The 13,345-nt window shown below is 43.7% G+C and carries 11 protein-coding genes; 4 read left to right on the top strand and 7 right to left on the bottom strand.

Annotated features, from left to right (window positions below; genetic code table 11):
* Window positions 1–208: 208 nt before the first annotated feature.
* Entirely contained in the window at window positions 209–574 is a 366-nt protein-coding gene (locus F6K51_RS24905) for a hypothetical protein (protein ID WP_293025267.1), read from the bottom strand.
* A gap of 182 nt (window positions 575–756) precedes the next feature.
* Here F6K51_RS24905 and F6K51_RS24900 point away from each other — a divergent pair, with 182 nt between their 5' ends.
* A complete protein-coding gene (locus F6K51_RS24900; protein WP_293025265.1) occupies window positions 757–888 on the top strand; it encodes a hypothetical protein in 132 nt (43 codons plus the stop codon).
* Between the two features lie 427 nt (window positions 889–1,315).
* Here the strand turns inward: F6K51_RS24900 and F6K51_RS24895 are convergent, their stop codons facing one another.
* Window positions 1,316–1,552, bottom strand: a complete 237-nt coding sequence (locus F6K51_RS24895; RefSeq protein ID WP_293025263.1) for a hypothetical protein — start codon at window positions 1,550–1,552, stop codon at window positions 1,316–1,318.
* 288 nt (window positions 1,553–1,840) lie between these two features.
* Between F6K51_RS24895 and F6K51_RS24890 the strand changes: the two genes are divergently transcribed.
* Window positions 1,841–3,034 carry a DNA double-strand break repair nuclease NurA gene (locus tag F6K51_RS24890; protein WP_293025261.1) on the top strand — a complete coding sequence of 398 codons (1,194 nt, stop codon included), beginning with the start codon at window positions 1,841–1,843 and terminating at the stop codon, window positions 3,032–3,034.
* 297 nt (window positions 3,035–3,331) lie between these two features.
* Window positions 3,332–3,940 (top strand): hypothetical protein, encoded by a 609-nt coding sequence (locus F6K51_RS24885; RefSeq protein ID WP_293025259.1) that lies wholly within the window; start codon window positions 3,332–3,334, stop codon window positions 3,938–3,940.
* A 192-nt stretch (window positions 3,941–4,132) separates the two neighbouring features.
* Here the strand turns inward: F6K51_RS24885 and xseB are convergent, their stop codons facing one another.
* The 5 genes from xseB to F6K51_RS24860 form a co-directional block, all read right to left on the bottom strand.
* Entirely contained in the window at window positions 4,133–4,396 is a 264-nt protein-coding gene (xseB, locus tag F6K51_RS24880; RefSeq protein ID WP_293025257.1) for an exodeoxyribonuclease VII small subunit, read from the bottom strand.
* Complete coding sequence (locus F6K51_RS24875; protein ID WP_293025255.1) at window positions 4,369–4,503, bottom strand: hypothetical protein; 135 nt, start codon at window positions 4,501–4,503, stop codon at window positions 4,369–4,371. The genes xseB and F6K51_RS24875 overlap by 28 nt, the downstream gene beginning before the upstream one ends.
* Window positions 4,504–4,595: 92 nt before the next feature.
* Complete coding sequence (locus F6K51_RS24870) at window positions 4,596–9,986, bottom strand: hypothetical protein (RefSeq protein ID WP_293025253.1); 5,391 nt, start codon at window positions 9,984–9,986, stop codon at window positions 4,596–4,598.
* Window positions 9,932–11,293: a P-loop NTPase fold protein gene (locus tag F6K51_RS24865; RefSeq protein WP_293025251.1), complete on the bottom strand. Its 1,362-nt coding sequence runs from the start codon at window positions 11,291–11,293 to the stop codon at window positions 9,932–9,934. Before F6K51_RS24865 ends, F6K51_RS24870 begins: the two co-directional genes overlap by 55 nt.
* 77 nt (window positions 11,294–11,370) lie before the next feature.
* Window positions 11,371–11,646: a hypothetical protein gene (locus F6K51_RS24860; RefSeq protein WP_293025249.1), complete on the bottom strand. Its 276-nt coding sequence runs from the start codon at window positions 11,644–11,646 to the stop codon at window positions 11,371–11,373.
* Window positions 11,647–11,868: 222 nt separating this feature from the next.
* On the opposite strand from F6K51_RS24860, the gene F6K51_RS24855 reads away from it, so the two are divergent.
* Window positions 11,869–13,323 carry a GTP-binding protein gene (locus tag F6K51_RS24855; protein ID WP_293025247.1) on the top strand — a complete coding sequence of 485 codons (1,455 nt, stop codon included), beginning with the start codon at window positions 11,869–11,871 and terminating at the stop codon, window positions 13,321–13,323.
* Window positions 13,324–13,345 lie beyond the last annotated feature (22 nt).

The following is a 13,345-nucleotide window of genomic DNA, read 5'->3' as shown; positions in this document are numbered from 1 at the left end:
TGTGATCCGCAACTGAGCAGTTTCTTGTTCTAATTGTTCTATGCGCTGCCCCATCTGCTCCACCAGTTTCTTGACGCTGGTGGGAGTTCTGTCCCAGTCTTGGGTCGCAATTTGCTGAAAGTAGGCGGAGCAATTTTCCTTCATGCTTCTGAATTTACCATAGTTTGGTGGCAATTTTTGGCTATCCCGCTTCTACCCCCCTGAACGGTTACGCTAGTTCTGGAAATTTCTGTAAGAATTCTTGAATTCGCCATTCATTCAAAAACTCACCAGCGGCTTTCCCTTCTTGGTTATGTCGCTCCTGCTTGACTAGCAGCTTATTACCATCTGGAAAGGTCAGCAATAAGTTAAAATTTTTGGCTTCCAGTGGCTCAATTTTACTGAGAGCTTGCTCGGAAGGATTGCATAAACCACGAGCAGCTAGATAGTCAAAAACATTATGAGAGTTTAATATGAATGTCATAATTAGGGAACAGGGAACAGGGAACAGGGAATAGGGAACAGGGAATAGTGTGGGGCGGGGGCGCGGGGAGTGGGCGCGGGAAGTGTCAGAGGTGTGATCACAAATCAGCATTTGGTTTTATGATCTATTGGGAAATGCTGTATTTATTCAAAAGTATAGGTAAAAGGAAAGTTATTATGCCAATAATTTCTGGTTAAAAACAGACGCAACTAAAACTTTTATGTCCCTAAACTATTCAGGGGAAGTGTGGGAAGTGTGGGAAGTGTGGGGAGTGTGAAAAGTCAGATGAGCAAGTGACTTGGAAACCCCCAAGACCAGTCTGCATCGCTGCTCCGAAGTCCCTACTCCCTACTCCCTACTCCCTACTCCCTATTCCCTACTCCCTACTCCCTGTTCCCAGATCCGCTGTTCCCTTTCCTATATAACTAAACTAGTTATGTCATCAAAATATTCAAAAATCATAGAAAATTATAGAGGGCTGGTTTTCATAATCTATTGGTAAATTCTCTAGACTACGGTGGCTGGATAAAATGACATTGGTAACCGAAAATTAAGGATAATTTTAACTTTATTCTGGTAAATCTATGCTTTGAGTATGCCAGGCTGATGTATGCGATCGCTTTTAGCGTGGCCATAGGCCAATCGCGTAGCGTGACCAAAGGTCAATCGCTTTTAGCGTGGCCATAGGCCAATCGCGTAGCGGCTCAATGCTGAGCATCGCATTCGTTTTATCAGAGTGGGAGAGTTTGAGAGGGAAAAGAATACCCCGTCGAATTAGGTCGGGGATGAATATTCCGTCTCAAATAGTGTTAATATAAAAAGTAAGGGTCTCAAAAAAACTGGGTATTGACCCTACTCAGCTACCCTGGCCATAGGCCACGCGGGGCGCGTTCGGTGCGCGGGAAAGTTACGCCCATGGAGATAACAACCAACTATGTTCTGCAAAGGATACCCCATTCCTGCGACGGATGGGGAGGAAGTCCCTGGTTGATAGCTGAAGTCGAAGTCTATGGCTTGAGCTGGGGCGTTACCACCAATGACTGCTGCAGATGCCAGGGACAAGGACTTGATTAACTGGCGATTCTTCATAAAATCTTACCTCCTAGAAATTACTGACGAAATTACGGACATGGATACTGTCAGTATGAAAAGGTAATGTATGCAATCGTGTTTGTGATCTGAGGCTGATGTATAGGATCAGGTTTGTTATTGGAGCCTGATGTATACAATTGTGTTTATTTATCTGTGTTTGTTTAGGATCACTGAATGAGTCGTTTAGGATCACTGAATGAGTCGTTTAGGATCACAAAAAACCTGTGTTACAGATAACTAGTTTGAAATTCGTAAATCTACAGTAAATCTAATGATGAGCTCTCCATGCTTGATCTGGCAAAACTGGCAGGACAAATTCCTGGTATTAGTAAGCACCTGAGACTAGAAGCGGTGGCGTCTCGCCAACGCCTAGAACGGGCTGAACAATTACTGGCAAAGGCTAAAACACAACAAGAGAGTTTGCTCAAGTCTCATCAAGAATGGCGCGATCGCATGATCTTCACGGCGGCAACACCTGCCGAACCTCTAGATACTTGTGTTGATATCAGTATTCCCCCTGAAAGCCATAGTGTTTTCGCCACCGATGGGTCTCAAATTGCCCCGTCTCACCACGAAATCCTCTACTGTTATGTGATTAATGTGGGTCGGGTAATGTTGCACTATGGACAAAGTCTGTATCCTCTGTTGGATAGTATGCCCGAAGTGTTCTACCGACCGGAAGACTTATATATTTCTCGTCAGTGGGGGATTCGCACGCAGGAGTGGATGGGGCATCGGCGCACGATTTCCGAGGTATCGATGTTAGCAGAAATGGCTTGCCGTTGGGTGAAACCACCAGCTCCCCACAGGGATACCCCCAATCTAGCGATAGTAGATGGTTCCCTAATTTACTGGTTTCTTGATGGGATGCCAGGGGAAGCACGCGATCGCATATTGCCTCCGATTCTAACAGCTTGGGAGCAGTTGCGTTCTGTTAATGTACCCCTGATCGGCTACCTGAGTGCTTCTCGTAGTGTGGAAATGGTTAATTTCCTCAGATTACCAGCTTGTCCCTATGAAACACCAAAATGTATCACCCAATGTGGTAATCTAACCGACAAGTTGCCCTGTCAGGTGATTGACCCCCTCCGGGATACCACTCTCTGGGCAAGTTTATTGAAACCAGGACAGCGTAGCCCTCTATTTCAGAGTTCCGCACGGATTCTGGATTTATACGACCATCATCGGATCTATTTCTGTTATGTCCATGTTGGCACAGAAATTGCTCGTATCGAGATGCCAGAATGGGTAGCCCAAAATTCGGCATTGCTCAATCAAGCCTTGAGTTTAATGCTGGGGCAGGTCTATAAAGGATATGGTTATCCCATTGCTGTGTCTGAAGCTCATAATCAGGCGGTGATAAAGGCCGGTGACCGGAATCGCTTCTTTGCTTTGCTTGAACAACAAATGATTCGGGCAGGTGTCAAGAATGTGGGAATATCTTATAAGGAAGCTCGTAAACGGGGTAGTATTAGTTGAATGAAGAATTTAGAATGAAGAATTTAGAATGAAGAATTTAGAATGAAGAATGAAGAATGAAGAATGAAGAATGGTGAATGGTGAAGGCAGAAGGCAGAATGGTGAATGAAGAATTAAGAATGGTGAATGGTGAATTGATAATTTATAATGGACCATGAAGAATGGTGAAGGCAGAATGGTGAAGGCAGAAGGCAGAATGGTGAATTCTACATTCTTAATTCTTAATTCTACATTCTTAATTCTACATTCTTAATTCTAAAAGTTTGATTTTTAGCTTACCCAAGTAAAAACAGTGTCATGGCAAATGTATTAAGAATTCTGTTTAAGCAAGATAGCTATCTCAAGCAAGAGCCGATTCAATCGTCGCAATTGCCTGATAATAAACGTCAGATGGTACCAGCAGGTACTCTATTAGTACTTCGCTATTATGGTCAGGAATCTGGCAATCACATTAAACTGGGTTTAAAAGATATTGCTTTTAAGGGTTTCAGTGGTGATTGGTATGCCTTTGAAGACCATGTTGCAATTATGATGGAGAGTCTGCAACCGGTAGAAACTGTTAGTAATGTAGTGTCTAAACAAAACGATCAGACTGCTTTAAACATTCCTATTTATCAGAATACCTTAGTCAATCAACCCGTTTTACTTAACCTTTTATTTAATCAAGATACGGTAATTAAGCGAGCTCCTATTCAATCTAGTATGTTGAATGAAGCATCAAAGCAGGAAATTCCAGCAGGCACTGAATTGGTGATTGTGACAGATCAACCTAATGCTGATAATACGGTTAAGTTTACTGTGGAGGAGAATCACGTAAAATTTACCCTGAAAGATCTGGAATTCAAGGGCTTTAGTGAAGATTGGTATGCCTTTGCTGGACATGTTGGGATTCAAGGGATGGGCTGATGTTAGCGGTCAGCTGTCAGCTGTCAGCTGTCAGCTTTGTGGCACAGGCTTCTAGTTTGTGGAACAGGCTTCTTTGTGGAACAGGCTTCTTTGTGGAACAGGCTTCTAGCCTGTGACTATTAAATCCATGTTTACCTCTTTTATTCAAAAGCTGACAGCTGATTGCTGATAGCTGTTCGCTTAACATTACTATTAAAAATCCGAATCATTATTCAGCGTCTCAATCAACAAATCCATCTGTTGCTGTCGCTGATCCAGAAAATATTCACATTGATGGAGATATTCGACAGCAGCAGAGAACTGATCAAACACCTCTGCTAATTCTAGTTCTCCCGTTTCTATTTTCCTAATAATGGTTTCAACTTTAGCCACCGTCGCTTCATAGTTCCAGGTTTCTCCAGAAGCTATTTTACTTAAGTTTGAATCAGTTAGGTTTGAATCAGATTGAGTTTCCATAGATAGTAATTGTCAATGGGTTGAGGTACACAATTTTTTGATTTTAGGGAATAGGGAATAGGGAACAGGGAACAGGCAATAGGCAATAGGCAATAGGCAATAGGCAATAGGCAATAGGCAATAGTTAATAAAGTATAGCGCTACTCCCGACTCCCGATTCCCTACTCCCTACTCCCTACTCCCTACTCCCTTCCTATAGTTAAAATCCACAAAGCTGATCCCTCTTACCTTCACGGTTATGATGCCAATAATCGTACAACCAACTACAACCACGATCTAGCAAATAATCCACATCCAAATTCCACAAAATCATTGTTTTGTCTTTACTAGCAGAAGCTAGCCACTTGCCATCGGGACTAAAACTAACTCCAAATACCGAATCGTTGTGTCCCTTAAAGGTATTAATTAAATGTCGATCCCGACTCCAAAGATTAACCGTTGTATCACTACTCGCAGATGCAATTAAGGTTCCATCGGGACTGAAACTAACCCAATTCACGGCACCATTATGCCCTTCTAAGGTTTTGAGCAACTTGCCATCTCGATTCCAGAGTTTTACCGTGCCATCACTACTAGCAGAGGCAATCATCTCGCCATCTGGACTAAAACTGACCCAATTGACAGCATCATTATGCTCTTTCAACGTATTGAGCAACTTGCCATCACGATTCCAGAGTTTTACCGTGCCATCATTACTAGCAGAGGCGATCTGTTTGCTGTCTGGGCTAAAACTGACCCCCCAAACCTTATCCTGGTGTCCCTCTAAGGTCTTGAACAAGGTGCCGTCTAAATTCCAGAGTTTAACGGTTTCGTCAGCACTAGCAGAAGCAATTAACTTACTATCGGGACTAAAACTAACTCCCCAAACCTGATCCTGGTGTCCTTCTAGAGTATGAAGCAAGGAGCCATCTAAATTCCAGAGTTTCACAGTTTTATCTTCACTAGCGCTAGCCATGATCGTGCTATCAGGGCTGAAACTAATTCCAGTCAACCCTTGACCATGAGCAGAGAAGGCTTTTATGGTACGATCCTGAAGCCTCAACAGTTGAATGGTATTGTCGGCACTAGCAGTAGCAATCATTTCACCATCGGGGCTGAAACTTACACTTCTGACGGTTTGATTATGGCGGATCGGTGCCAGTATCCCTCCGTCACTGGCCCAGAGTCTAATGGTTTTGTCTGCACTAGCAGATGCAATCGTCTTGTTGTCCGGACTAAAACTTACATCTACCACCATCTCGCTATGTCCAGCCAAAGTTTCGATTAATTCCCCATCAGTGTGCCAGAGTTTGATGGTGTGATCAGCACTAGCCGTAGCTAGCCTCTTACCATCGGAGCTAAAACTGACATCCAGAACCCAATTACGATGACCTTCGAGGGTATCAATTAATTCGCCATTAGTTTGCCAGAGTTTGACAGTGTTGTCTGTACTGGCAGATGCAATAGTCTTGCCATCAGGACTAAAACGGACACTAACCACTGGTTTTGTATGAGCTTGCCAGGTTTTCAAGAGTGTTCCGTCACTGCGCCAAAGTTTGATAGTTTTGTCCTTACTGGCAGAAGCAATTAACTGACCATTGGGAGAAATACTAACCCCCAACACTGAATCACTGTGACCGGTTAGAGTCTGGAGTAAAACACCATCTTTACTCCATAGTTTGATGGTTTTGTCCTCACTAGCGGATGCGATCATCTGGCGATCGCGGCTAAAGCTAACACAATGGACTGTTTTGGTATGCCCATCTGGCCCATCTAAGCTCATGATCAGGGATCCATCCTTACGCCACAGCTTGACGGTTTTGTCTTCACTACCACTAGCGAGGATCTGACCATCTTGACTAAAACTGACACTGTGGATTCCAGCCCGATGACCTCGCAACGTTTTGAGCAAGGTACCATCTTTGCGCCAAAGTTTGATAGTCTTGTCTCGACTCCCAGAGGCAATCAGCTGACCATCTGGGCTAAAACTGACACTACTGACCCAATCCCGATGTCCTTTTAAACGGTTACGTTCTCTGACTCCATAAACTGCCTGTTGTAGAGCAGTGACTACCCGTGTCTGGGTCTCTGGATTCACCCCAAGGGATTGCTGCAATTGCTGGGCTGCCTCTAAACTGAGGATGAGGGCATCTAAGGTTCTGTTGGCATCAACTAGAGCTTTTGAGGAGTAGCTCAGGTCACTCAAATGGTTGTTGGTTTTACTGATAGCGTAGCGAACCCCAAGTATACCGGTAATCACCATCAGACTGAACAGTGCCATTCCTGCCCAACGTGCTTCTCGCAATCGTTGCCTGAGAATTCGATTCAGCTTTTCTTCGGTTTTCCTTTGTTTTTTAGTTATTTTAGCCAGTTGGTTTTGGAGTTCTTGTTCTTTAACCAGTTGCTCAATTTTATCCTGGCTCTGTTTGTCTTTCTCGCGGAGATTTTCTAATTCTGCTTGCAGTTTCGATTGCTTTTTCTGGCGGATAACGTCTACCAGATAATCGTGAACCAGTTGATAGCGGTTGATCGTAACTTCTGGTAATAGAAATACTAATCCTGATTTCTCAAAAATTTCTAATATTAAATCTAATGTATAGTCTTCTAAGGATGATTCTATGGCTAGCTCCGAGCGATTCTTAAGGGGTCGATTTTTATTGTCATCAATGAGTAACGACAACACTAGCCAAGCTGCTGTTTCATTCTCAGGACCGCAATCTTTAATAACTTTTTCTAAAAACCGCTCCACTAGTTTGGCTTTGGGACCAAGGTGCTGGTACTGAGCTAAGGTAGTAATATTTTCAGCTTGAAGCTGAGCTCCTACTACTTGCAACTCAATGGGACGAACTTCTCCAATTTCAGCTCCTAATTCTCTGACTAATTCATCAATTAAAGCTGGCTCTAAATAAAAATTAGCCCGATGGGTTAAGCTTTGAATAACTGAATAAGCATCTTCTAAGGAAAAATTTACTAATGGATAACGAATTTTTTGATCTAAGATATTACTTTCTATAACTTCCCAAGTATAATGTTCTAGTTCTAGTAATTTATGTAAGGCGTTATCTCGGATAGAAAAAATTAGTTTTAAATAGGGTAGCTTAAGACAATTTACTAAAAAATAATAAAACAGTTTTCGTTGGGATTGATGGGAATAAACGGAGAAAAAATCTTCAAACTGATCAAAAATTAAAACCGTTAATAAGTTATTGTCGGCGTTGTGTTGTAATTGCTCCAGGACAGAATCAATTAGGGCGTTACCATTACCGTTACCATTACCATTAGAGTTTAGAAATTTTTCCCTGAGCAAGGGGTCTTCATTTCCATTTCCTGATAGCTGATCGGCCAAGTGTTTATGGAGTTCCCCCACCCAATCGGTGTAAACTTGCACCACAATCGGTAACCCAATGCGATCGCCAAGGGGTCTATTTTTGAGTGCTGGCACTAATCCGGCATGGACAATGGAACTTTTTCCAACCCCTGACTGACCATGAATAACTGTCAGTTTGTGATCAGCACGGGTAATCCGTTCCATTAAGCGGTTTACATCTCGCTGACGTCCGGAAGCTGCCATTTCCTGGGGAATAAGGTCTTGTGGCTGTACGCCATGCCAGCTGGGATTATTAGATCCTCGTGGTGGCTGTAGACGACTAGCACCAATGAAGGCACGGAAGCCATACAGCTGCTCCACTGCCCGTTGTTCTTGTTTAATCCGAAATGCTTCTAGGTATTGCCCTTGTTCAAAGTAAAGGCTACGTAATCGTTCCAACAGGTGCAGGTAACGCTGAGGCTCATACCGATAATTGCTGGATTCTATGGCATCTGGAAGTTTATGACTCGCTTTTTCTAGCTGCTTGACCGCTTCTGCTAAATTTCCCTGCTTTGCTTGGGATTTTACCAAAAATAATCGATAGAGCTGGGCTAATAGCAATGGATGCAAGCCTTGGTCATGGGGCTGATCATCAGCAGCAACAACCAAAATTAATAGAGCTTTCTCGGCTAATTGACCAGCATCGTCCCATCGGGATTGCTCAAGGGCTACTTCTGCCAGAAAACCGTAATCTTGGGCTAGTTGCACCTGAGTCCCATAGGTTTCATGAAGGGACAGAGCCTGTTGAGAGGTGGTTTGTAAGAATGACCACGCTTGTAGATGCTGCAGCAGTTCAGCTAGCTTACTAATAAAAATAGCCACCAGATCGTGACGCCCCGCTTGGGTGAAAATTCCCATACATCGATGCAGATACGGCCAAGCTTCTTCCCAATAGCGCTGTTTATGAGCTTGATTTTGGTCAGCCTGGCGACAGTAACACAAACCGAGATAAAACAATAATAACCCCTGCCGTTCTAAGTTATCGGTTTGCTGCCAAACTCTTAAGCTTTTACGAAACCGCTTCTTGGCTAGATTTATGCGATCGCGTTTATAGTCATCTAGACCCAAAACAAAGTCTAGACTAGCGTCTAATTCCTGATCTAAGGTAATGCCACGACTATGTAAATCTTTTAGGGCAAAATCCAGTTCAAATCGACGTTGGTTTTGGAGTGCTGAGTTTCTGGAATAGGTAATACAAATATCGGGGTTGGGAGGTTGGAGGTTGGAATGTTGTTCGCGTAGCGTGGCCTTTTGGCCAAGGTTGGGAGGTTGTTCGCGTAGCGTGGCCTTTTGGCCAAGGTTGGGAGGTTGTTCGCGTAGCGTGGCCTTTTGGCCAAGGTTGGGAGGTTGTTCGCGTAGCGTGGCCTTTTGGCCAAGGTTGGAATGTTGTTCGCGTAGCGTGGCCTTTTGGCCAAGGTTGGAATGTTGTTCGCGTAGCGTGGCCTTTTGGCCAAGGTTGGAATGTTGTTCGCGTAGCGTGGCCTTTTGGCCAAGGTTGGAATGTTGTTCGCGTAGCGTGGCCTTTTGGCCAAGGTTGGAATGTTGTTCGCGTAGCGTGGCCTTTTGGCCAAGGTTGGAATGTTGGAGGTTGGGATTTGGGATGTGTTGCGTGCTTGAGGGGGAAGGCTTTCCAGAGTTCAATAGACAGGCAAATACCATTTGAGCCTTTTGTCGGAGAAAATTGACTAACTCTGTGGTGGTCAGTTCAAACTTGAGGGGAGTGGCTGCCCAACTGGCAAAATCTGGTGCCAAGCGCATCAGTTTTTGCAATACCTGGTCATTAACCCACAATATTAGAGGAAAGGTTAGGCGTTTACGAAACTCATCCCGGACTTGATTAGTAGAGGTAAGTAATTCCTCAAGGGCAACCACTGACTCTAAACCAACAATCAGTAATGCGCAATGAGGGGGTGAGGAGGTAAGAGGGTCATGGTGGGAACTATCCCTGTGCTCGCATCTGCCTATCCCCCTCTCCTGTCCACGTCCCAATTCCCTGTGTTCGTAGTTTTGGATGGTGGTGTAAAGGGTGGTAGCTGATGGCGGTATGATAAACTCTGTAATCGGGTATTGCGGCTGACACAGTGCTTTGAGGCGTTGCAGCATCTGTTGTTGCAAACCCTGGTAGTTACATCGCACGATCACAAGGGAAAATTCCCCTTGTGAAAATGCGATCGCTCTAGAGAGAGCCTTTAATGTACTATCGTTGTATTGGGCAGCGTCTGCTGGTGATTTTGTTTCAACCATGACTTAAACTGCGGTGCCTCTTCTAATGCTGGATTTATACCAAACCAATTTCCATCGCGATCGCGGTATTCAAAGACAAACATACTGCGCAATAGAGTTTGGTATTCCGTATCACCCCTGACTTTTTGCTGTTGCACCACCTGAAACAGCAATTCCCACTCTTCATCAGTAATTGATGAGATCAGATAATCGCGACGTTCGAGAATCACATTTTCTAAACACTCACTGGGAATCGGTGGGTTTTCTTGCCTAAGACAATCAAACAACAATCCTAGCAAGTTGCGCACATGACCACCACTAATTTGGCACAGGCGGTTTAAAGTTTCTATATTATCAAATACCTCCGGGAGCAAAGCAAATCGTTCCTCAGGAGTTTGATTGGGGAAAGCTCTAACCAGTACCATTTCTCGTAGCAAAGCCATGCCATCGGTAAACTCCTTACCTGTGCGCAGTTTAACTGGCACCATCGGTAAGATTTTAGGAGTAAGTCCACCACCTAAGCGATTCTTCAGGGTTTCGCACTCATTGGAGAAAGTTAACGCCAAGGGAATTGTGTAAACAATATGGCAATTGAGTCGGCGTAACTGTTCACCCCGGTCAATGAATAAGTATTCTGGTTGCGATCGCCCAGAGGGTAAGGGGCGAATATCCACCCGATCCAGATTATCCACAATCACCACTAGTCCCGCTTTGCCCTTTTTCTTCAGGGTAGCAGTGGCAGGTCTTAGTAGTTCTTCATTAATCGAGTCTAAGATTCCACTCGTGCGAGGTTCCAGGTATTCCCGCAATCGACGCCGCAGTTTAGGACTTTCCTTAGTTTTAGCCGTTATTTTGCCAATGCCTACCGACAATTCTGCTTCAGCACCTAATTCAATTGGTGTCCGCAAAAAATCGGTAATTTCTGTAAAAAGATTGACAAAATAGCCTGGTTTTATATTAATTTTAATTTTCTCCAGACTTTCACTGACTTGACCAGCTATACTCAGCAAAATATCGCTTATATCAACATCAGCCATGTCTAAATCTTGAGACGACTCAAAATAAACGACATGAAATTTCTGTTGCTCTAACTCAGCTTTTAGTCTAAGTAATTCTGTGGATTTACCACAGCCAATATGCCCTGTAAACAGCTGACAAGTCGGCTCATCTGGAGAAATTAGGGTGATGGTTCGCTTGAGGGACTCAATAATTTTATTTCCTCTGACTGGGGAAAAATCAATATAGTATTTTATCTCATTGACATCTCCCATGCTCAGGGGCTTGCTGGGATTACAAGCTTTGTAGAATCTTGGCAGATCTAATACCATGATAGCGTAATTTTCCTTCCTGATTTAGTCGCAGGACAATGCTAATTACCACGTTTTTGTAGCACCTAACTTACCTTTTATAAAAGCGTTTTGCTAACCAATAAAGATGCCCCCCTAAATTCGGTACATATGTCTAGCCATTCACACTTTTGTTCTTGATCTTTTGTTTCATCCCGGCTGGCTAAGGATAACGACGGTGGGTTTTGACTATCGAGTTTACCCTGAAAATTTGTCCATGTTGGTTTATTATGGCTAACTTTACCATAATTTAGTATTTGGGTATCCGTGAGACTCTGACCTAAGTTCAGTAGCATCGGCAAGGTTAGACTAACACTTAATAATTGGCTGATCATCTCATATCTCTCCTATGGTTTCCATCGAACCAATGGTGTAAAGCAATGATTAACTCTTCTACAGCTGTGGGCTGGAATCAGGAAGTTGCAAGGGATGAATAATGAATGTAACTGATGTAAGCTGTGAAGCATTTAATTCTATAATGAGTGATTTATCAAAAGTGATTCCTGAACTGATGCTCTAGGATCGAAAGCAGAAGTGTCCTAGCAGGAGGTGCCGTTTTGACCGAATTCTGGCCTGAGTCTGACTCTATTAACTCTCTAGATCTTGATCAGGATTTAGATAGCGCAATTTCAGGTTTTGAGCAAATCCAGGCAGAACTGAATTACAAACAGGCACAAGACTCCCTCAGGGATCTAGTAGCTAATCTTGACCTATCCCGTAGAGAAAAAGCTGGTTTAGATGCTCAAATCCAAGACTTAGGCAATCTGCTTCAGAAGCTGGAAAATACCTGTATCCAAATTGCTGCCTTTGGCATGGTGGGACGGGGGAAATCCTCTGTACTCAATGCCTTGGTCGGTCAACCTGTATTTGAAACTGGTGCCCTACATGGGGTAACCCAGAATGCTCAAACTGCCCATTGGCAGCCCCCTAGTCAAACCCATAGTCAACAGGATATTCTCCAGGTTGCCCTACCCAGTATTGGTAATTCCCAAATTCAGCTAATCGATACCCCAGGAATTGATGAAGTAGATGGGGAAACTCGGGAAGCCTTAGCCCTAGAGGTAGCTAAACAGGCAGATTTACTGTTGTTTATTATTGCTGGTGATATGACTAAGGTAGAGTACGAAGCTCTATCTCAGTTAAGAGCTAGTGGTAAACCGATGTTACTGGTGTTCAACAAGATTGACCAATATCCTGATGCTGATCGCATGGCAATTTACAGCAAAATTCGGGATGAACGGGTCAAGGAGTTGCTTTCACCAGCAGAAATTGTGATGGTTGCTGCTTCACCTTTGGTATCTGTAGCAGTGCGATCGCCTAATGGCAGCATTCAGGTCAAGCGCCGCCGAGGGAAACCCCAGATTGACGATTTGAAACTAAAAATTCTGGAGATTTTACATCGGGAAGGTAAATCCCTTGTTGCTCTTAACACCATGCTTTACGCCGATGAGTTGAATGAAAACTTGGTCAACCGAAAAATGAAGATTCGGGATGATAGTGCTAATCAAATTATCTGGAAAGCAGTAATAACTAAAGCATTTGTCATTGCTCTCAATCCAGTTACTGTTGTGGATATCCTCACCGCTACTGTAGTTGATGTGGTAATGATTCTTACTTTATCCCGTCTCTATGGTATTCCGATGACTGAGCAGGGAGCTATTCAATTATTACAAAAAATCGCTATGAGTATGGGAGGTATTGGTGCTAGTGAACTCTTGGCTAACTTGGGATTGAGTAGCTTAAAAAGTATTTTGGGGATTTCTGCCCCTGTAACTGGTGGGGTTTCCCTAGCGCCATATATGTCAGTTGCCATCACCCAAGCTAGTGTTGCTGGAGTTTCTGGCTATGGTATTGGAGAAATTACCAAAACCTATTTAGCCAATGGCGCATCCTGGGGAGAAGATGGACCAAAAGCCGTTGTTAGACGAATTCTCTCCTCTCTAGACGAAACCTCAATTCTCCATCGCATTAAAGGAGAATTGAGGGCAAGATTATCAAAAGTTGAAGGTTGAAGGTTGTCTGTCAGAATGCAGA

Origin of the sequence: Moorena sp. SIO3I8, from assembly GCF_010692325.1 — a bacterium.
Taxonomy (GTDB): Bacteria; Cyanobacteriota; Cyanobacteriia; order Cyanobacteriales; family Coleofasciculaceae; genus Moorena.
The sequence above is the reverse complement of the archived record's forward strand: the minus strand, read 5'-3'. Positions and strand labels throughout refer to the sequence as shown.